Source organism: Campylobacter ureolyticus, from assembly GCF_027277485.1.
Lineage (GTDB): Bacteria > Campylobacterota > Campylobacteria > Campylobacterales > Campylobacteraceae > Campylobacter_B > Campylobacter_B ureolyticus_B.
Genome location: NZ_JAPXGQ010000008.1, coordinates 77,548 through 96,936 on the forward strand (window position 1 = coordinate 77,548; position 19,389 = coordinate 96,936).

The 19,389-nt window shown below is 30.5% G+C and carries 21 protein-coding genes and 1 tRNA gene; 14 read left to right on the forward strand and 8 right to left on the reverse strand.

The annotated features are described in order from the left end of the window. Nucleotide 1 precedes the first annotated feature (1 nt). The 5 genes from hisA (at nucleotide 2) to O6B72_RS05885 (ending at nucleotide 6,348) form a co-directional block, all read left to right on the forward strand. Entirely contained in the window at nucleotides 2–709 is a 708-nt protein-coding gene (hisA, locus tag O6B72_RS05865; protein ID WP_258298760.1) for a 1-(5-phosphoribosyl)-5-[(5-phosphoribosylamino)methylideneamino]imidazole-4-carboxamide isomerase, read from the forward strand. Nucleotides 710–778: 69 nt separating this feature from the next. Further along, nucleotides 779–1,606: a 50S ribosomal protein L11 methyltransferase gene (locus O6B72_RS05870; RefSeq protein ID WP_258298761.1), complete on the forward strand. Its 828-nt coding sequence runs from the start codon at nucleotides 779–781 to the stop codon at nucleotides 1,604–1,606. A 17-nt stretch (nucleotides 1,607–1,623) separates the two neighbouring features. Continuing rightward, nucleotides 1,624–3,564 (forward strand): ATP-dependent zinc metalloprotease FtsH, encoded by a 1,941-nt coding sequence (gene ftsH, locus O6B72_RS05875; RefSeq protein WP_050335567.1) that lies wholly within the window; start codon nucleotides 1,624–1,626, stop codon nucleotides 3,562–3,564. Nucleotides 3,565–3,835: 271 nt separating this feature from the next. Beyond that, complete coding sequence (locus O6B72_RS05880) at nucleotides 3,836–5,347, forward strand: 2-isopropylmalate synthase (protein WP_269492535.1); 1,512 nt, start codon at nucleotides 3,836–3,838, stop codon at nucleotides 5,345–5,347. Between the two features lie 71 nt (nucleotides 5,348–5,418). Further along, complete coding sequence (locus tag O6B72_RS05885) at nucleotides 5,419–6,348, forward strand: bile acid:sodium symporter family protein (protein ID WP_269492536.1); 930 nt, start codon at nucleotides 5,419–5,421, stop codon at nucleotides 6,346–6,348. A gap of 54 nt (nucleotides 6,349–6,402) precedes the next feature. On the opposite strand, the gene serS is transcribed toward O6B72_RS05885, so the two are convergent. The 8 genes from serS to O6B72_RS05925 form a co-directional block, all read right to left on the reverse strand. After that, nucleotides 6,403–7,647: a serine--tRNA ligase gene (gene serS / locus O6B72_RS05890; RefSeq protein ID WP_101637030.1), complete on the reverse strand. Its 1,245-nt coding sequence runs from the start codon at nucleotides 7,645–7,647 to the stop codon at nucleotides 6,403–6,405. Between the two features lie 69 nt (nucleotides 7,648–7,716). Further along, complete coding sequence (locus O6B72_RS05895; protein ID WP_258298766.1) at nucleotides 7,717–7,875, reverse strand: hypothetical protein; 159 nt, start codon at nucleotides 7,873–7,875, stop codon at nucleotides 7,717–7,719. Between the two features lie 556 nt (nucleotides 7,876–8,431). Then, nucleotides 8,432–8,875, reverse strand: coding sequence for a copper resistance protein CopD (locus O6B72_RS05900; protein ID WP_332112746.1), 444 nt, complete (start codon nucleotides 8,873–8,875; stop codon nucleotides 8,432–8,434). 53 nt (nucleotides 8,876–8,928) lie between these two features. Continuing rightward, entirely contained in the window at nucleotides 8,929–9,900 is a 972-nt protein-coding gene (gene trpS, locus O6B72_RS05905; RefSeq protein WP_258298768.1) for a tryptophan--tRNA ligase, read from the reverse strand. 13 nt (nucleotides 9,901–9,913) lie between these two features. Next, nucleotides 9,914–10,417, reverse strand: coding sequence for a hypothetical protein (locus O6B72_RS05910; RefSeq protein ID WP_018712811.1), 504 nt, complete (start codon nucleotides 10,415–10,417; stop codon nucleotides 9,914–9,916). Further along, nucleotides 10,383–10,949, reverse strand: a complete 567-nt coding sequence (locus tag O6B72_RS05915; protein ID WP_101637027.1) for a shikimate kinase — start codon at nucleotides 10,947–10,949, stop codon at nucleotides 10,383–10,385. The genes O6B72_RS05910 and O6B72_RS05915 overlap by 35 nt, the downstream gene beginning before the upstream one ends. Further along, nucleotides 10,924–12,300, reverse strand: a complete 1,377-nt coding sequence (der, locus tag O6B72_RS05920; protein ID WP_269492538.1) for a ribosome biogenesis GTPase Der — start codon at nucleotides 12,298–12,300, stop codon at nucleotides 10,924–10,926. Before der ends, O6B72_RS05915 begins: the two co-directional genes overlap by 26 nt. A 59-nt stretch (nucleotides 12,301–12,359) precedes the next feature. Further along, nucleotides 12,360–13,694 carry a hypothetical protein gene (locus O6B72_RS05925; RefSeq protein WP_156846913.1) on the reverse strand — a complete coding sequence of 445 codons (1,335 nt, stop codon included), beginning with the start codon at nucleotides 13,692–13,694 and terminating at the stop codon, nucleotides 12,360–12,362. Between the two features lie 81 nt (nucleotides 13,695–13,775). Between O6B72_RS05925 and O6B72_RS05930 the strand changes: the two genes are divergently transcribed. From O6B72_RS05930 to O6B72_RS05970, 9 genes are all read left to right on the forward strand, one after another. Then, entirely contained in the window at nucleotides 13,776–14,669 is an 894-nt protein-coding gene (locus O6B72_RS05930) for a DMT family transporter (RefSeq protein ID WP_018712807.1), read from the forward strand. A 9-nt stretch (nucleotides 14,670–14,678) separates the two neighbouring features. Then, nucleotides 14,679–15,482, forward strand: a complete 804-nt coding sequence (gene kdsA / locus O6B72_RS05935) for a 3-deoxy-8-phosphooctulonate synthase (protein ID WP_258298771.1) — start codon at nucleotides 14,679–14,681, stop codon at nucleotides 15,480–15,482. Next, nucleotides 15,472–15,804 carry a DMT family transporter gene (locus tag O6B72_RS05940; RefSeq protein WP_018712805.1) on the forward strand — a complete coding sequence of 111 codons (333 nt, stop codon included), beginning with the start codon at nucleotides 15,472–15,474 and terminating at the stop codon, nucleotides 15,802–15,804. Before kdsA ends, O6B72_RS05940 begins: the two co-directional genes overlap by 11 nt. Next, a complete protein-coding gene (locus O6B72_RS05945) occupies nucleotides 15,797–16,117 on the forward strand; it encodes a DMT family transporter (protein WP_018712804.1) in 321 nt (106 codons plus the stop codon). The genes O6B72_RS05940 and O6B72_RS05945 overlap by 8 nt, the downstream gene beginning before the upstream one ends. A gap of 12 nt (nucleotides 16,118–16,129) precedes the next feature. Then, the gene (ribH, locus tag O6B72_RS05950) at nucleotides 16,130–16,600 is read left to right on the forward strand and encodes a 6,7-dimethyl-8-ribityllumazine synthase (RefSeq protein WP_024962249.1); all 471 of its coding nucleotides are present in this window, start codon (nucleotides 16,130–16,132) and stop codon (nucleotides 16,598–16,600) included. Continuing rightward, a complete protein-coding gene (gene nusB, locus O6B72_RS05955; protein ID WP_258298773.1) occupies nucleotides 16,601–16,990 on the forward strand; it encodes a transcription antitermination factor NusB in 390 nt (129 codons plus the stop codon). Continuing rightward, nucleotides 16,987–17,736, forward strand: coding sequence for a DUF3108 domain-containing protein (locus tag O6B72_RS05960; protein WP_269492540.1), 750 nt, complete (start codon nucleotides 16,987–16,989; stop codon nucleotides 17,734–17,736). The genes nusB and O6B72_RS05960 overlap by 4 nt, the downstream gene beginning before the upstream one ends. A gap of 60 nt (nucleotides 17,737–17,796) precedes the next feature. Continuing rightward, nucleotides 17,797–17,887: transfer RNA gene (locus O6B72_RS05965), tRNA-Ser, on the forward strand. A gap of 204 nt (nucleotides 17,888–18,091) precedes the next feature. Beyond that, a complete protein-coding gene (locus O6B72_RS05970) occupies nucleotides 18,092–19,237 on the forward strand; it encodes a tyrosine-type recombinase/integrase (RefSeq protein WP_269492542.1) in 1,146 nt (381 codons plus the stop codon). Nucleotides 19,238–19,389: the final 152 nt, after the last annotated feature.

Sequence of the window (19,389 nt, forward strand, 5' to 3'; positions counted from 1 at the left end):
GATGGAGATTTTTCCAGCAATTGATTTAAAAGAAGGCTATGCAGTAAGACTTAGCAAGGGTGATATGAATAGTGCAAAAATTTACTCTAAAAATCCAAGTGATGAGGCCAAAAAATTTGAAGATTTTGGTGCAAAATGGCTTCATATAGTTGATTTAGATGGAGCTTTTGCAGGAAGAAGTATAAATTATAAAGTCATTGAAGAAATAGTAAAATCAACAAATTTAAAAATACAAGTAGGCGGTGGCATAAGAGATGAAAAAGCAATTAAATTCTATGAGAATTTAGGAGTTGATAGATTTATATTGGGTTCAACTGCCTTAAATGATCCAGAACTTACAAAACAATTAGCTAAAATTTACAAAATTGCAGTTGGAATAGATGCAAAAAATGGGTTTGTAGCAGCACATGGTTGGGCAAAACAAAGCAAAGTTTTAGCTTTTGATTTAGCAGCTATTTATAAAGATAGTGAAGTTGATGCTATAATTTGTACTGATATAAACAAAGATGGAATGCTTGGTGGTATGAATTTTGACTTTACTAAAGAAATAGCCTTAAAAAGTGGAAAAAAGACTATTGCAAGTGGCGGAGTTTCTAGCATTGATGATATTGTAAAAGCAAAACAAATAGATGAAATTTATGGAGTAATTGTCGGAAAAGCATATTACGAAGGTAAAATAAATTTAGAAAAAGCTTTTAAACTAAGCTAAATTTGAACTATTTTTTTGTAAAATGATAATTTTCGAATAAATATCAAATTTCACAAAATGAGGTAAAAAATGAAAGAATTTTACTTTGAACTTGTTGTTAGAAGCAATGCATTAGAATTTTTTAAAAATTTTGCTTTCGAAATGGGTGTTGATGCAGTTGAGTTTAAAGATGATTTTTTCATAATTCGTGATGAAAATCAAAGCTCTATAGACACTTTAAAATTTGCCTTTTTAGAGTATAGAAAAAGCCTTGAAAAAGCTCTAAATGTAGAAATAGATTTAGAATTAAAAGATGAAAAGAAAAAAAATATTGATTGGATAGATGAGTATAAAAAAGGTGTTCAGCCAATTGAAGTCGGTGAAATTTATATTCATCCAAGTTGGGAAAAACCAAAAGACAACAAATTAAATTTAATGGTTGATCCAGCACTTGCTTTTGGCTCTGGTCATCATGAAAGCACAAATATGTGTTTAAGCCTTATTCAAAAATATAAAAATGGCTATAAATCGGCTTTAGACGTTGGATGTGGAAGTGGGATTTTAAGTATAGCTTTGTCAAAATTAGGAATTGAAGTAAGTGCTTGTGATACTGATCTTCAGGCAGTTTTGGCAACTAAAGAAAATGCTTTGAAAAATGGTGTAGAATTGTTTGAAATTTATACAGGAAGCGTTACAAACACAGATAAAACATATGATATTGTTGTAGCAAATATCATTGCTGATGTTATTATAGTGTTAAAAAATGATCTTATAAAATCTTTAAACAAAGGTGGAGTTTTGATTTTATCAGGAATTTTAGAAAAATATTTTGATAAAATTAAAAAAGAATTTTGTCAGCTCGAGTTAGTTGAGAGTTTGCAAAAAAATGATTGGGTAAGTTTTGTATTTAAAAAATAAATTTAAAAGGATTAAATTTGAATAATAACTTAAAAAATAGTAACCAAAATGATCAAAACAATAAAAATAGCAATTTTTTTAATCAAAATCCTATAATTGTGTTTTTAATTTTTGCAGTTTTGATTATAGCGGTATTTAGATCTATGTCGCCAGACATTGGTATGGACGGCTCAAAAACAACGAAAAATATTCCATATTCTGAACTTAAAAGCTTAATAGTCAATAAGCAAATTTCAAAAGTTTATATTGGTCAAAGCACTATAAAAGCAGATGGTGGAAATGTACTTTATACTGCTAAAAAAGTGCAAGATCCAAATCTTACGACTACGCTTGATGAAAATGAAATTCCTTATGGAGCTTTTAATGAATCAAATGTTTTAACTGATATTTTATTTACTTGGGTTATACCGATTTTTATTTTCTTTGGAATTTGGATGTTTTTGGTAAGTAGAATGCAAAAAAATGTAGGTGGTGGAATTTTAGGAATTGGAAGTAGTAAAAAGCTTGTTAATTCTGAAAAACCAAAGGTAAAATTTGATGATGTTGCAGGCGTTGAAGAGGCAAAAGAAGAAGTTCAAGAAATTGTTGATTATTTAAAAAGTCCTGATAAATACTTGCGCCTTGGAGCAAAAATTCCAAAAGGAATTTTACTTGTAGGACCTCCAGGAACTGGTAAAACACTTTTAGCTAGAGCTGTTGCAGGGGAGGCCGATGTGCCATTTTTTAGTATTTCAGCATCAAGCTTTATAGAAATGTTTGTTGGAGTTGGAGCAAGTAGGGTAAGAGATTTATTTGAAAATGCTAAAAAAGAGGCACCTTCTATTGTCTTTATAGATGAAATTGATGCCATTGGAAAAAGTAGATCAAGTGCTCCAATGGGGGGAAATGATGAAAGGGAACAGACTTTAAATCAACTTTTATCTGAAATGGATGGATTTGATGCTGACAAATCTCCTGTTATTGTAATGGCTGCAACAAATAGACCTGAGATTTTAGATCCAGCACTTTTAAGACCTGGTAGATTTGACAGGCAAGTTTTAGTTGATAGACCAGATTTCAAAGGTAGAATGGATATTTTAAAAATTCATATGAAAGATGTAAAATTTGCTGATGATATTGATATCGAAGAGATTGCTAGACTTACAACAGGACTTGCTGGAGCTGATTTGGAAAATATTGTAAATGAAGCTGCTCTTTTAGCTGGACGTGAGTCTAAAAGAGCCGTTGAGCAAGATGATTTAGTTGAGGCAGTTGAAAGAAGTATAGCAGGACTAGAAAAAAAATCACGCCGAGTTAATCCAAAAGAAAAGAGAATCGTTGCTTATCACGAATGCGGACATGCCTTGATTGCAGAGGTTACAAAAGGGGCTAAAAAAGTTACAAAAGTTTCAATTATTCCAAGAGGGCTTTCGGCTTTAGGATATACTTTAAATACACCTGAAGAAAATAAATTTCTTATGCAATATCATGAACTAATTGCAGAAGTTGATGTTCTTTTGGGCGGGCGAGCTGCTGAAAAAGTATTTATAAAAGAGATTTCAACTGGTGCAAGTAATGATCTTGAAAGAGCAACTGATATTTTAAAAGCCATGGTTTCAATGTATGGAATGAGTGAAGTTGCAGGGCTTATGGTTTTAGAAAAACAAAGAAACACTTTCCTTGGTGGACAAAGCGTAAAAGATTATAGTGAAAAAACAGCTCAAAAGCTTGATGAAAGTATAAAAGAAATGCTTTCAAAAAGATTTGATGAGGTTGTAAAAACTATGGAGATTTATTCTGGTGCGATTGAAAATATGGTAGCCGAGCTTTATAAGTCAGAAACAATTGAGGGCGCTAAAGTTAGAGAAATAATCTCTAAATTCGAAGAAGAAAATAATCTTGTATCAAGGCTTTCAGAAGTTGATGAAGATGATGAGCTAAAAGATATAAAAGAGGCTAAAGAAAAACAAAGCCACTAAATTTTACCGAGAAATTCTCGGTAAAATTTATTTTTATAAAATCCTTGCAAAAAAGAACTAAATGCAGTATAATCAACAAATTTCATTTAAAAAAGGAGCAAGGATGAATTTTAAACAAAATACATTCAAAAAATTTCAAACATTTCATACTGATTTTAATACACTACTGCTTCTTATTCTTATTTAAAACTTTTTATATATTTTTACAATTTAATTTTGTTGCTAATTTTTTAGCTCTCTAATACCATAATAACTAAAAAAAGGATGAAAAATGGATAATAAAATAATTATATTTGATACTACACTAAGAGATGGCGAGCAAAGCCCAGGGGCTTCTATGAATACTGAAGAGAAGTTAAGATTAGCATTACAGCTTGAGAAATTAGGCGTAGATGTTATTGAAGCAGGTTTTGCTGCTGCAAGTCCAGGCGATTATGAAGCAATAGAAAAAATTGCTCAATCAGTTAATAATATAAATGTTTGTTCTTTGGCAAGAGCTGTCGAGAAAGATATAAAAGCAGCAGGTATGGCGATAAATTCGGCTAAAAATAAAAGAATCCATACATTTGTTGCCACAAGTCCAATTCATATGGAGTTTAAACTTAAAAAAACACCAAAAGAAGTTATAAAAATCGCACAGAATGCTGTAAAGTATGCTAAAACTTTCACAGACGACGTAGAATTTAGTTGTGAAGATGCAGGAAGAAGTGAAGTAAGTTTTTTAAAAGAGATTGTTGATGCAGCTATTGAAGCAGGTGCAACTACTATAAATTTGCCAGATACTGTTGGATATAGACTTCCAAATGAAATTTATAATTTTATCAAAACAATGAGTGATTATGTTGGAAATAAAGCTATTATTTCGGTTCATAATCATAACGACTTAGGACTTGCTACTGCAAATAGCCTATTCGGAATAATGGCTGGAGCTAGACAAGTAGAGTGTACAATTAATGGAATTGGTGAAAGAGCTGGAAATGCTGCACTTGAAGAAATAGTAATGGCCATAAAAACAAGAAAAGATGAGTTTAGTGAACTTTATACAGACATAGTTTGCAAAGAAATTTATAAAACTAGTCGTTTAGTTTCATCAATAACTGGAATGGAGCCACAAGCAAATAAATCAATTGTCGGTAAAAATGCATTTTTACATGAAAGTGGAATTCATCAAGATGGTGTTTTAAAGCATCCTGAAACCTATGAAATTATAAAAGCAAGCGACATTGGTCTTGAAAATGACAACATAGTGCTTGGAAAACACTCAGGAAGACACGCTGTAAAAAGTAAGCTTGAAACTCTTGGATTTGATTTAAGTGATAACGAGTTAAATGCAGCGTTTGAGAGATTTAAAATTTTAGCTGATCAAAAAAAAGATATTTTTGATGATGACTTAAGGGCTTTAGTAACTGATGAGATGATAAAAATACCTGAAATTTTTGAAGTTATAACATTAAGTTCTAATTCATGTAACAAAGGACACTCAAGTGCAAGCATTACAATAAGACATAAAGATAGAATAATAAGCGATTCAGCTCTTGGAAATGGCTCTGTGGATTCTATTTTTAAAGCAGTTGATAGAATTTCAAATATCAATGGTATTTTAAAAGACTATCAAGTAAAAGCAGTAAGCAGTGGAAAAGATGCTATGGCGAAAGTAACTGTAAAAGTTCAGTTTGAAGACAAAATGGTTGTTTTGGGAAGTGGGCTTGATGTTGATACTATGCTTGCTAGTGCAAAAGCTTATGTTTCTGCACTAAATAGCTATTTGAATTTAAAAAAATAATTAAAATCTCTAACATTATAGATTTTAAAGTATTAAATGTTTAAAGGAAAAATTTTTAATAAAGGTAAAGAATGTTAAAAAATATAAGTTTGTTAATTTCAAAACAACTGGTTATTTTAGTTGTACTTGCTACACTATTTTCATTGTATTATCCACAAGTTGGATCAAATTTAGTTAAAACATCATGGGTAGTTTATATTTTAGGCATTATAATGTTTGGTATGGGGCTTAATGTAAAAGCAAGTGATTTTAAAGAGCTTTTTATAAGGCCAAAATTTGTTTTAATTGGTATTGGCGCACAGTTTATAATAATGCCATTAATTGCCTATATTTTGGTAAAAGGTTTTAATCTTCCACTTGGTCTTGCAATTGGTGTTGTTCTTGTTGGAACCTGTCCTGGCGGAACAAGTTCAAATGTTATTACATACTTAAGTAAAGGTGATGTGGCTCTATCTGTTGGAATTACAAGTTGCACGACACTATTGGCTCCTTTTATGACGCCTATTTTAACAAAATTATTAATTGGTCAAAGTATAGATGTAAATGTAATAGCTATGTTTTTAAGTGTTGTTAAGGTTGTGATTGTACCTATTGTGCTTGGAATTTTAGCACACAGATTTTTACCAAAAATAGCTGGACTTTTAAAAGATGTTTTACCTATGATCTCAACTCTTGGAATAGTGGCAATTGTTATAGCTGTAGTTAGTGTAAGCGCTGAAAAAATAATAGCAAATTTAGGAATTATAGTTTTAATAATTGTTTGTCATAATTTGTTTGGGTATCTGTTTGGCTTTTTAGTTGGCAAATCAGTTACAAAAGATATGGCAAAGGTAAAAGCTTTATCTGTTGAAGTAGGTATGCAAAACTCAGGTCTAGCAACATCTTTAGCTTTAACTCATTTTGCAACTCAACCACTTGCTGCAGTTCCTGGAGCACTGTTTAGTGTATGGCACAATATTTCAGGTGGAATACTAGCTTCTATTTATGCAAGAATTAAATAAATTTACGCCTATAAAAGGCGTAAATTTATCGATAAAACTTTATTAATTTGGTTCTTATATATATTTTTCCAAAACTTCTGGTATTTTTATAGAACCATCATTTTGCTGATAATTTTCCATTATTGCAATTAAGGTTCTACCAACTGCTAGTGATGAGCCATTTAGAGTATGCGCTAAAACATTTTTTTTGCCATCTTTGTAGCGAATTTTAGCACGACGAGCTTGAAAATCACGACAATTTGAAATAGAGCTAATTTCACGATAGCAATTTTGAGATGGTAGCCAAACTTCTAGGTCAATTGTCTTTGCCGCGCTAAAACCAAGATCACCACTACAAAGTAGCATATGACGATGAGGTAGTCCAAGACTAGCTAAAAGATCGCTTGCACAGCTTACCATCTCTTCAAATACTTTATCGCTCTCATCAGCTTTAGCTATAGAAACAAGCTCAACTTTTTCAAATTGATGTTGTCTTATCATTCCCCTAGTATCTCGTCCAGCACTTCCTGCTTCACGCCTAAAGCAGTGGCTATAGCAAGTCATTTTGATTGGCAAAATATCTGCATTTATTATCTCGTCGTTATATAAATTTGTGACTGGAACTTCACTTGTTGGTATAAGATAAAGTTCATCTTCGTTTATTTTATAGAGATCTTCTTCAAACTTTGGAAGCTGCCCTGTGCCATAAAGAATTTCAGGCTTTACAACAAATGGGACATTCACAAGCTCAAAACCACGAGATTGGTTAAAGTCAATCATATAGTTAATCAAAGCTCTATTTAACCTTGCACCATAACCTTTAATGGCGGTAAAGCGGCTTCCGCTAAGCTTTACGCCACGTTCAAAATCAAGCCAACCAAGTTTTTCTCCAAGCTCATAATGAGGTTTTGGAGTAAAAGTAAAATTAGGAACTTCTAAAACTTTTTTAAGTTCAACATTTTCGTTTTCATCTTCTCCAAAAGGCACATCATCATCTATTATGTTTGGGATGTGAGATGCTTTTTGATCTAGATTTTCTTGAATAAAATTTACTATCTCTTGCAATTTTTGAATATTTTGTTTATTTTCTTCAAGCTCACTTTTAAGTTCAGTTATATCTTCACCATTTCTTGCTTTTATGCCAACTTCTTTACTTTTTGTGTTTTGAAGTGCTTGAAGATTTTCCAACTCAAGTTTTTTTGCTTTTAAGTCGTTATAAACAGCTAAAAGCTCTTTTAATGCCTCTTTACTTACTTTTTTTGCGATGAGTTTTTTATTAAACTCATCAAAATTTGTTTCTATTAGTTTTAAATTTATCATAGTTATTCTCCATAAAATCGCTATTTTATCGAAATTTTGATTTAAATAGGCTAAAATTGGAGATTTATTTTATTTTTTAATATTTTGAAATCTTTGAATAATTCCAACTATTTTATCTAAATCTTTTTTAGAATATGGTACTGAAATAGTTATTTTCATGTTATTTGAGTTGTCTATTAACTCATACCATGATTTTACTTTTTTTATGGTTATATCTTTTAAATTCATAGTGTAATTTTTTTGTAAAATCCAAACTCCACGCTTTTCGTAATTTTACCATTATAAATAGTTATTTCTTTATTCGCTAAAAGTGAAATTGGGAAAAACATTACCCCTATGAGTATAATAACTTTAATAAATCTTTTGTCTTCTTCTTTTTCGAGCGTTAGTTTTAAAAATCCATTTTCGAATTTTGGATCATTTTTATCTAGACATTTTATTTGTATTTCGTCCTCGTATGAGTAAATTCTTCCATGTTTTGAGTCTAAATTTCTAAGTATTGCACCATAAAATTTGTATTTTTTGTGTTTATAAAATTAATTTTATATATTTATCATGATAAATTCTAGGAGGTTCAGTGATTGTATCATAAATAGCATAGGTAAAAAGTATAAAAATAAAAAGTGAAAGTGAGTAAGAAAAAATTTTTATTGGATAAAAAATTAACTTTGTGCCTTTTACTTTCCTAAAAGACACAAAATAAAACAAAAAAAGACTAAATATAACTGTGACGAGAATTAAAATTAATAAAACTCGCATCTAAATTTAAAACTTATCAATTTTTTTATCCTGCATATTGAAAATATACAGCTAAAAAAACAATAAATGCCGATAAAATAAGTGCTAAAGGATGTATATCTCCAAGTGGACTAGGGCGTTTAAAGATGAATTTACAGCTTAAATTTGTAGCAACTGCGATAAAAATAACAAATGCTAAAAGCACTTTTATCATAAAAAATATCTGCAAATTTGAGTTAAAGTATCCACCAGCATTGCTTCCAACCCATCTTGTCATCATAAGTCCACCAGTTAAAAGTAACAGTAAAACACAAAATGGCATTATTTTCACTCCACTTGAAGTGATAGCTTTTTTCATTTTTTCACCAGTTTGATTATCAACTTTTTTTAAAGCCATTTTAAAGACAACAACATCAAAAAATAGATATCCAACGAAAATTATCGCACAAGATAGATGAATAATCCTAGCGTATTCATATACTCCCATCATTTCTCCTAAATTTTAAGTTAAAGCCAAAATTATAATAAACTTTTATAAATGTTTTATCTATAAATTCCACAAATTTTTCTAATTTTTTGCATTTTTTCTACTGCTATGTCTTTTGCTTTTTTTGCTCCATCATCTAAAATTTCAAAAACTTCATCTTTATGGTTCATAAAATAGTCAAATTTCTCTCTTGCATCTTTAAAATAGTCCCAAATAACTTCATTTAAATACATTTTAAAGTGCCCATATCCCTCGCCACCTTTTTCATATCTTTTTTGTAAGGCAAGTTTTTCATCTTCATTTAAAAATAGCTCAGCAATTTTATAAACATTGCAATCTCTCCACTCTTTTGGTTCTTCTAAGGCAGTACTATCGGTTACGATGCTTGAAATTTGCTTTTTTAAGGTTTTGGCATCGCTAAAAATATCAATTGTATTTTTATAGCTTTTACTCATTTTGGCCCCATCAGTCCCTGGAACTGTGGCTAAGTTTTCTTCAACTTTTGCTTGTGGCAATGTAAAAATTTCACCGTGAGCGTTGTTAAATTTAAGTGCGATATCACGTGCTATTTCAACATGCTGAATTTGATCTTTTCCCACTGGTACAAAATCAGCGTTGTAGAGTAAAATATCAGCCGCCATTAAAACAGGATAGCTAAAGAGATCATGTTTTGTATCAAAACCTTTTGCAATCTTATCTTTATATGCATGAGAACGTTCAAGCAGTCCCATCGGTGTATAAGCGCTTAGTATCCAGTAGAGTTCAAGTACTTCTTTTACATCGCTTTGAACCCAAAATATGCTTTTTTTAGGGTCTATTCCAAGAGCTAAAAAAGCACACGCTGCTTCGAAGGTATTATCGCTAAGTTTGTGTGCATCACTTACACTTGTCATTGCGTGGTAATTTGCAATAAACATAAACATCTTGCTATCGCCTAAATTTTGCTTCTCAACCATTGGTTTAATGCTAGCAAAGTAATTTCCTAGATGAAGTTTTCCTGATGGTTGAAGTCCGGTTAGTGTTATCAAATTTTATCCTTTATTAAAATTCTATAATTTTTTTATTTGCTTTTTTTGCTCTTCTTATCGTATCTACCACTCCACCTGAATCATATCGATGAAATGCAAGTAAAGCCCCATCATCATCAATTAAATCGACCATAGCCTGATTTCTTGCAAAGTATCCATAATAAAAATTGCCACCATTATAATCCTTTTTTATCTCTTTTATTTCAACATTTTCGTAGTTTAAAATTTCATCGTATCTATCAGCTCCTCTTGATTTGTGCCAAGATATTTTATTTGGAATACAAAGAATTAGTTTCTTTTTCATTTTCATTGCTATTAGTGCAAAAATTTCATCAGCACCTTTTGCCATGCCGGATACAAAAACTAAATTTTCATTGTCATGAAAATTATTATTAATTGTTTCAATTATAAGTTTTTCTAAAACTTCAAAAGCCTCTTCATTTGTTTCTATATTTGGATGTGTTGTTTTATTGAGTGCTTTTTTAACTTTTACATGTCCTGTTAAGGCTATTACCATCTTTTGGTCCTTTTATTATTTTTTTTATCTCTTTTACAATTTGCTTTGGCGTCTTATCACTTACATCGACGATGAAATCCGCCACTTTTTCATACTCATCTTCTCTTTTATCAAAAAGCTTTTTTGCCTCATTTAGGTCTTTAAGAAGTGGTCTTTTGGCTAGTTTTTTTTCGGCGTTTGGTGAAGTTTCAATCCGTTTTATCATACTATCAAAGTCTGATTTTAGGTAGATAATAGTTCCAAGTTTTTTTAAATTTGGCACTTTGTAAAATCCCCCACCTGTTGAGACAATAGCATTATTGATATTTTTTTCTATAAATTTAGCCAGTTTTTTTTCTATTTTTCTAAACTCATCTTCGCCATGTTTTGCAAAAATTTCTTTTATTTTTGAGTTATATGCGCTCTCTATCAAATCATCGCAATCAAGTGGAAAAAGTCCAATTTCTTTATATAGTGCTCTTGCGATAGTTCCCTTGCCAACACCCATAAAGCCAATTAAAACGATATTATTTTTTTTCTTCATCGTTTTCATCTTTGTTTTTGCTTCTTGGGACTAATACAAGTGGAACGCCGGTTAAATCAAAATTTTCTCTAATTTTATTCATCAGATATCTTTTATAACTAAAATGAAGTGAGCGTGGACGGTTCATTATAAGTGCTATTTTTGGTGGATTAAATCCAAACTGAACGGCGTAGTAAATTTTTACAATTTTGCCTTTATCATGTGGAATTGGGTGGTTTATAGTAGCTTCTTTTATGACTTCATTTAGGCGAGATGTTTTAAGTTTTTTTGTAAAATTTGCATAAATTTCAAGTATTAAATCATAAATTTTATGAACTCTTTTTCCTTGCAGTGCTGAAACGCTAATAATTGGGGCATAACTTAAAAATTTAAATTTATCTCTTATTAGTAGTGAAATTTGATCAAAGTCTTTTTCTCCTTTGTTTTCCCATTTATTTAAAACAATTATTACGCCAAGTTCAAATTTAGCCGCGAGTCCGGCTATTCTTTCATCAAGCTCTGTTAAATCTTCACTGCTATCTAAAACCAATAAAGCAATATCTGAGTTTTCTAGAATTTGTTCAGTTCTATTTAGTGCAAATTTTTCAATTCCCTCAATTTTACCACGTCTTCTAATGCCAGCAGTATCAACAAACTCAATAGTTTTATCATTATAAACAAATGTTTCATTAACAGGATCTATCGTAGTTCCTGCAACACTGCTTACAACACTTCTTTCATCTTTAACCAAAGCATTCAAAAGGCTTGATTTACCAACATTTACACGACCAATTATGCCAACTTTTATATTTTTATCACTTTCTACAAACTCACCATCATCATCAAAATTTTCTAAAAAATCTTCCAAAAATTCTGTTTCATCTGGTTTTAAATTATCTTTTAAAAGTGGATAAATAGCATCTTTTAGCTCTTCAATGCCTGTATTGTGACTAACTGAAATAGCAAAACTATCCTTTATTCCAAACTCTTTAAACTCAAAACTTCTTTTTTCATCATTTCTGCTATCGATTTTATTGATGATTAAAAAAATAGGAATTTCAAGTCGCATAAGAGAATAGACTATTTTTTTATCTTCATCTTGAGGCATCATTTTGCCATCTACCATAAATAAAATTATATCAGCTTCTTTTGCTTCTTTTAAGGTTTTTTCTCTTATGTTTTTAAAAAGTTCTGAGCTTTCATCAAGTCCGCCACTATCAATTAAAAAGCAAGTTTTATCATAAATTTCAATCTCAGTTTTATTTGTATCTCTTGTTGTTCCACTAACATCGCTTGTAATGGCAATCCTTTGTCTTGCAAGACGATTAAAAAGTGAGCTTTTTCCAACATTTGGACGGCCAATAATCATTATTTTTTGCAAAAATTAATCCTTAATCTATTTTTAAGTTTTCATTATACTGCAAATTCGCCTAAATTTAGCTAAATTTTATTTAGTGCAATTGGTAAAATTTGATAAAAAAGCTTTTTCCCAAATTCTCCATCTTTTTGCAAAAGCCAGTTTGCATTATATAAATTTAACTCATTTTTTAAAATTTCTTGACAAATTTGTTTAAAATCATCTACTTTTTTGTCTTTAAATTTATAACAAAACAGGTCTAAATAAAAATCAAAAGAGCCTAAAAATTCAGGGGTATTGTCGTATGTTAAAATTTCTAAGCCATTTCTTAGCGGTGTTTTAAAAGGCACAAACCCACTTTCATAAAGAGCAGTTTTTAGGATAGTTTTAGATAGATTTTTAGCATCTTTTTGTGATAAATTACTAAAATAAATTGGATTGTCAATATAGTTTTCAAGCATTTGTTTAAAGATAAAATTTAATGTATCGTAAAAAAGCCTATCTTGTTCAAAAAGAATTTGTTTTTTTTGCCAAGATTTTAAAAACGACCCTACATAAAAAGTGTTATAAAAATAAATTTCTAAAAGTTCTTTATCTGGACTATTATAAATTTCAAAAATAACTTGTCTTCTTTTTTCTTTGTTTGTATTTTCTAGAAGGTTTTCTGCTGTTTGGAATGAGTTTTTTTGTAAAATTTCATAAAGCAGGTTTTTATAAATTTGTATTGCAACTTGACCTTTTTGTCTTTTTAAGGTAGCTGGAGAATATGCATTAATATAGTTTTTTATAAATAAATTCCAGACTTTGTTGGTTATATTTTTTATATCATTATTTTTTACACCAAGTTTTTTAAAAATTAAATTTTGTATTTTCTCCCAAAGACCTATTAAATTTGAAAAATACATCACAATTTCAGAATTTTTTAAATCATAATTTTGAAAATATTTTTCATAATTTAGTAAAAATTCATCTTTATTTTCTTTTAAATCCGAGTTTATATTATTATAAATAAAATCAAAAATTTTATTAATTTTTTCACTGTTTAGCGTAAAATCATAATCAAAATTTAATGAATATGTATCTTTTATAGTTAGGCTTAAATTAATATATAATGGATCTTTTTTATAAGTAGTCAGTTTTTCTTTAATTTGATCTTTAAATTTTAGTGAATCTCCAGAGTCATTCTTTAATATATTTTTTTTATCTTTTTTTGGACTTAAATTTATAAAAATAAATATAATTGTTAAAATAACTAGCGTTACAATAGCACTTATGATAAAAAATTGTTTTTGATTGAAAATTTCTTTGTCATCACTTAAACTAAGTGCGGCTGAGTAAAGTATTACAAAGCTCATGCAAAAAATAGCAAAAATTTTAATAAGTTTTAGTATTGTATTTTTTATTTTTTTTTCATCCATAAATTTGCCTTTAAGTGTTTTTATTAAATTAGCCGTTAAGCAAGATTATACTAAAATAGTACTTATGAAAGAGAGAGTTTTATGAACAAAAGGTTTTTGATAAGAAATTTAGGTGTTTATTATATGCTTTTAGCCTCATTTTATTTCGCACTTACGGGAGCTTTTGCTAAGGCTTTGGGAGGTGGGATGAGTTCAGTTGAAATTTCATTTTTTAGAAATGTTGTAGGGTTATTCATAATTCTTTGGGCTATTTTTAAATACGGACATAACTCCAAAGGTGGAGCTTTGTTTTTGCTTTTTATGCGTGGATTTGTAGGGATAATTGCGATGATGGCATTTTTTTACAACATTGCTAATATGGGCTTAGCTGAAGCTTTTACATTTGCTAAAACTTCAGCTATGTTTTTAGGACTATTTGGAGCTATATTTTTAAAAGAAAAGCTTGGATTTTGGGCTTGGTTTGGTATACTTATTGGATTTTTGGGGATAGTTTTTATAATGCAGCCAAATTTAGGTTTTACAAAAAACCATTTTATGGGACTTTTAAATGGTTTTTTAGCAGCAGTTGCTTATATGAGCGTGCATGAATTAAGAAAAGCTTATGATACGAAAATAATAGTTTTATCTTTTATGCTTTCAGGAACTTTGGTTCCACTTTTTTGTATGGTTGCATCTGAGTTTTTTACAGTGCCTATTTATCTTGATTTTTTATTTGCAAAATTTATAATGCCAACACCTAAAATGTGGATTTTTATAATCTTAATGGGAGTTTTTGGACTTTTATTTCAAACTTATATGACAAAGGCGTATGCTGCTTCAAGACACGCTGGAACAGTGGCTGCTGTTGCATACTCAGATATAATTTTTACTTTAATAATCGGAATTATTATGGGCGATAGTTTGCCAAATTTAATGGCTGGTTTTGGTATAATTTTAGTTATAGTTAGTGGCGTTATAGTCGCCATGCAAAAATAAAGGAAAAAGATGATTTTAATAGCAGGACCGTGTGTAATTGAAAGTAGGGATTTGATATTTAAAGTTGCTGATAAGCTTGTTAAATTTAATGAAGATAAAAGGCTTGATTTTTATTTTAAAAGTAGTTTTGATAAGGCAAATAGAACAAGCATTAAAAGCTTTAGAGGTCCAGGGCTTGAAGAGGGACTTAAAATTTTAAGTGAAGTTAAAAGCAAGTTTGGTTTTAAAATTTTAACAGATATTCATGAAAGTTATCAAGCAAAACCAGTAAGTGAAGTAGCTGATGTTTTGCAAATCCCAGCATTTTTATGTCGCCAAACAGATTTATTAGTTGCAGCTGCAAAAACAAAAGCTATTGTAAATATCAAAAAAGGACAATTTTTAGCACCAGATCAGATGAAGCATAGTGTTAAAAAAGTTCTTGAAACTCGTGGAGTTGATGAAAGTGGCTTTGAAGTGGCTAAAAACAATGGTGTTTGGCTTTGTGAAAGGGGTAGCACTTTTGGCTATGGAAATTTAGTTGTAGATATGAGAAGCTTGCCGATAATGAGAGAATTTGCCCCAGTAATTTTTGATGCAACTCATAGCGTGCAAATGCCTGGAGGACTTGATGGAAAAAGTGGTGGTGATGCTAGATTTGTCCCATATCTTGCAAGAGCTGCGGCGGCTGTTGGCGTGGATGGATTTTTTTATGAAACACATTTAAATCCTTGCGAAGCACTTTGTGATGGACCTAATATGCTAAATTTAAGTGAACTTGAAAAAGTTGTAGATGATACTCTAAAAATAAGAGAAATTTTAAGTGAAAAATAAAGGATTATTTTTTGTTATTATAGGTGCTTTATTTGAATGTGCGTGGGTTTATGGTCTTAAATTTGCACATACAAATTTGCATTATATTTTAACTGTTTTTGTTGTTTTTGCAAGTACATTTTTCTTCATTCAGTCATTTAAACATCTTCCTACAAGTCTTGCATATATTCTTTATGTGGGGCTTGGAACACTTTTTGTTGTTGTAGCTGAGATAATTGCGACAAAAAATTTTGATATTATTAGAACTCTTTGTATAATTACGCTTTTAATCGGTATTTTTGGCTTAAATAAAGAAAATAGCAAGGAAAATAAAAATGCATAGTTTTGCCCTTTTAATTTCTGGTGCTTTGGAAATTTTTGGTATTTTTCTAAATTCTAGGTTTCCAAAATTTAGAGGATATAGAAAATATATAGTTTTTAGTGTAATTATGGCAAATTTTGGTCTTTCACTTCTTTTTTTAAGATTTGCTATGAAGGCAATGCCAATGAGTGTAGCTTATGCTATCTGGACGGCAATTGGAGCAATAGGGGCAGTAGGAATTGGCATAGTTTTTGATAATGAGAAATTTAATTTTAAAAAAGCTTTTTATTTAGCTTTAATAGTATTTAGTGTTATAATGTTAAAAATTTTATAAAAAAGGAAAAAAATGAAAATCATAGAGGGAAAACTCAGCATTGATGGTAGTAAAAAAGTTGCAATCATTAGCTCAAGATTTAATCATATTATAACCGATAGATTGGTTGAGGGGGCAAAAGATGCCTTTTTAAGACATGGCGGAAAAGATGAAAATTTAAGCCTTATTTTGGTTCCAGGAGCTTTTGAGATACCATTTGCATTGCAAAAAGTATTAGAAAGTAAAAAATTTGACGCAGTTTGTTGTGTTGGAGCGGTAATTAGGGGTTCTACTCCTCATTTTGATTATGTAAGTGCAGAAACTACAAAAGGTATTGCAAATGTTACTTTAAAATATAATATGCCTGTAACCTTTGGAGTGCTTACAACAGACACGATAGAACAAGCCATTGAAAGAGCTGGAAGCAAAGCTGGAAATAAAGGCTTTGAAGCTATGAGTGGACTAATAGAACTTCTTAGTTTGTATGAAAATTTAGGAGAGTAAATGGCTACAAGACACCAAGTAAGACAAGCTGTTGTATCGCTTCTTTATGCAAGAGATATAAATGGTGAAAATGATGAGTTTAAAAATGAGTTTTTAGAGAGTAAAAAGATAAGAAATAAACAAAAAATTTTTACTGAAGAATTGATAAGTGGAATTTTGTCAAATTTAAATACTCTTGATGATGTTTTAAATGAGCATTTGAATGAATACAAAATGAATGAAATAGGCGAAGTTGAAAGAGCTATTTTAAGACTTGGAGCTTATGAAATTAAATTTAGTGATATTGATAAAGCAGTTGCTATAAATGAAGCGATTGAGCTTGCAAAAGAGATGGGAAGTGATACCTCGCCAAAATTTATAAATGGAGTTTTGGATAAAGTAGATAAATGAGAGCTTTAGCCTTTATTTTTATTTTTGCTAATTTTGTTTTTAGTAGTGAGATATTAGCTACTTATAATGTTAAATTTGGAATATTTGGCAAAGTAGGAGAGGCAAAAACAAAACTTATAAAATATGAAAATAACGCCACTTATGAAATTTATATGGATGCTAAAACAACTGGACTTGCAAATAGTTTAAGTGGCGATAGAAGGGAATATTTTTATAGCTATGGAACTATTTATAAAAATTATTTAATCCCTAAATTTTATACACAAGAAACTAGGAGAAATAAAAAAGGTAAGCAAATAATAAGCAAGAAAAATTATGAATTTGACGAGTTTGGTAAAAAGATCAAATTTGTAAGGTACAAGGGAGATGATAAGAGTCTCGAAAAAACAGATGAAAGGATTTTAGATTACTACTCACAAAATGATTTGCTTACTTTGTTTTTTAATTTCTCAAAAATAAAAACTACTCATTTGCACTTTGCCTTAGTTGTAGCTGGAGCAAAAGACAAAGATGGATTAATTGAGATCAAAATTCCACAAGACAAACAAAAATCACGCCTTCAAAACGAGCTAGATACTAAATATCAACCTTATATAGTTTTTATAAATCAAAGGATTTTCTCATCAAAAAGAGGTGAGCTCCATCTTGCTTTGGATGAAAATGGATACGCAACAAAAGCTATTTTAAAAGATGTTATTTTATTTGGTGATATCGTAGGAGAGTTAAAAGAGTTAAATTTTAGATGATTTTTGGAATTTAAGCAATATATCAGAAATTAATGGATATAATTATAATCTTATTTTTTTGGATAGATGGGTGAGTGGTCGAAACCACACCCCTGCTAAGGGTGCAGCTCATAACCTGGGCTCGAGGGTTCAAATCCCTCTCTGTCCGCCATGTAAAAATACGCACGGCCATTTTAGGCATTTTGCTATCTTCTTTCAGTAAAAAATTCAACAAAAAAGAATAAAATGGGAGTCATTTTGGGAGCTTTTTTTTAAAAAAAGCACAAAAATTCTCAAATTTGTAAGCGTTTAGGTTTTTTAACTAGATTTTTTAAATCTGGTACGTCATAATTAAAGATAAAAAAAAGGACCTAAAATGATTGAATTTATCGCAGTCGAGGGAATCGACAAACCACTAAAAAAACGGATAGCTCCGAAGCTATACCTAGAGGTTAAGCCCTTGAAAAATGGGGAGTTTTCCAAAATATACTTCGTTCGAGAAACAGTAGGTGGTAAAGACACAAGAAGGACTATTGGTCGCCACCCAGACATTACCCCAGAGCTTGCAGTCCAAATTGCTGGTGCTGGACTTGAAAAAAATCATACTTTATTGGATTTTTACAATGAGTTTGTTAAGAAAAAACAAACTGTTGTTAAGTTTAGGACAATCCAGCGATATCGACAGTATTTGGCAAAATTTGAACCACTAATAGATAGAGATATAGCAAGCATTCAGCCCCCAGAAATCTACAAGCTAATTGAAAAAATGTACTTGAAGGGTGAACATAGTGTAATGATGAAATCAGTCCAAATGTTGCGAGCAATATTTGGAATAGCCATATCACGTGGAGTAATCCAGTATAGCCCTGTTCCAACGAGAGAAAGCATGAGGCTGAATTTTACCCCCAAAATTGGTAGTCATTCAAGCCTTAACCCTTTATTTGAGGAGGGTCTTGTGGAATTAATAAATTTTATTAAGGGCATTGAATCAGTCCCACTTAGGAATCTATTTGCGTTTGACCTCTGCCTGCCTTTACGCTCTAGGAACGCAAGGGAGTTCGAAATATGCGAAAATTTAACTCAAATTAAGGATGAATATGTTGTTAGGATAGTAGGTGAAAAATACAAGCAAGGACACGAAGGGGATCCCGATAAATACTTCGGCATTGCTTTTGAGTTTGGAGAATGGCTTAAAACACTTGATAATGGTGGTTATATATTCTCTGATAATCCAGAAAAAATAATGCCTGAAAACACTCCAAATTATTGCATCAAAACAAAATTTAAGTCGAGTTACATAACAGGAAAAAAGAAATACTTAAATTTTCATAGTTTGCGAAGTGTATTTAGCAGTTTTGCGAACGAGATTGGAATAAATGATCGAGCAGTAGAGATATGCCTTGGACACGCAAAAAAGGGAGTAGAGGGAGTTTATAACCGATCTAGTAGCCTATCAAGGGGTCGAGCTGCAAATGAAAAATGGATTCAATATCTGAAAGGATTGGGCTTTGATATATTTTAAAGAGGGTGTAGCCACCCTCAAAGACCCAAAAAGTTGCACTAATTATACCTTTTTTACTTTTAAGTGTCAAATAAAAAGCACTCTATTTCGTTTAAGTTTCACGGACCAAAAAATCAAAAAAAATGAAAATAAAAAAAACTTTTTTTAGTGAT

Coding starts and splice junctions, on each gene's coding strand:
- O6B72_RS05925 (WP_156846913.1), bottom strand. CDS start 13,694: ATGGATGAAAAAAAAATAAAAAATACAATACTAAAACTTATTAAAATT.
- O6B72_RS05910 (WP_018712811.1), bottom strand. CDS start 10,417: ATGGTAATAGCCTTAACAGGACATGTAAAAGTTAAAAAAGCACTCAAT.
- nusB (WP_258298773.1), top strand. CDS start 16,601: ATGGCTACAAGACACCAAGTAAGACAAGCTGTTGTATCGCTTCTTTAT.
- O6B72_RS05915 (WP_101637027.1), bottom strand. CDS start 10,949: ATGAAAACGATGAAGAAAAAAAATAATATCGTTTTAATTGGCTTTATG.
- O6B72_RS05880 (WP_269492535.1), top strand. CDS start 3,836: ATGGATAATAAAATAATTATATTTGATACTACACTAAGAGATGGCGAG.
- O6B72_RS05870 (WP_258298761.1), top strand. CDS start 779: ATGAAAGAATTTTACTTTGAACTTGTTGTTAGAAGCAATGCATTAGAA.
- O6B72_RS05960 (WP_269492540.1), top strand. CDS start 16,987: ATGAGAGCTTTAGCCTTTATTTTTATTTTTGCTAATTTTGTTTTTAGT.
- O6B72_RS05900 (WP_332112746.1), bottom strand. CDS start 8,875: ATGATGGGAGTATATGAATACGCTAGGATTATTCATCTATCTTGTGCG.
- serS (WP_101637030.1), bottom strand. CDS start 7,647: ATGATAAATTTAAAACTAATAGAAACAAATTTTGATGAGTTTAATAAA.
- O6B72_RS05970 (WP_269492542.1), top strand. CDS start 18,092: ATGATTGAATTTATCGCAGTCGAGGGAATCGACAAACCACTAAAAAAA.
- ribH (WP_024962249.1), top strand. CDS start 16,130: ATGAAAATCATAGAGGGAAAACTCAGCATTGATGGTAGTAAAAAAGTT.
- O6B72_RS05945 (WP_018712804.1), top strand. CDS start 15,797: ATGCATAGTTTTGCCCTTTTAATTTCTGGTGCTTTGGAAATTTTTGGT.
- O6B72_RS05885 (WP_269492536.1), top strand. CDS start 5,419: ATGTTAAAAAATATAAGTTTGTTAATTTCAAAACAACTGGTTATTTTA.
- hisA (WP_258298760.1), top strand. CDS start 2: ATGGAGATTTTTCCAGCAATTGATTTAAAAGAAGGCTATGCAGTAAGA.
- O6B72_RS05930 (WP_018712807.1), top strand. CDS start 13,776: ATGAACAAAAGGTTTTTGATAAGAAATTTAGGTGTTTATTATATGCTT.
- kdsA (WP_258298771.1), top strand. CDS start 14,679: ATGATTTTAATAGCAGGACCGTGTGTAATTGAAAGTAGGGATTTGATA.
- O6B72_RS05895 (WP_258298766.1), bottom strand. CDS start 7,875: ATGAATTTAAAAGATATAACCATAAAAAAAGTAAAATCATGGTATGAG.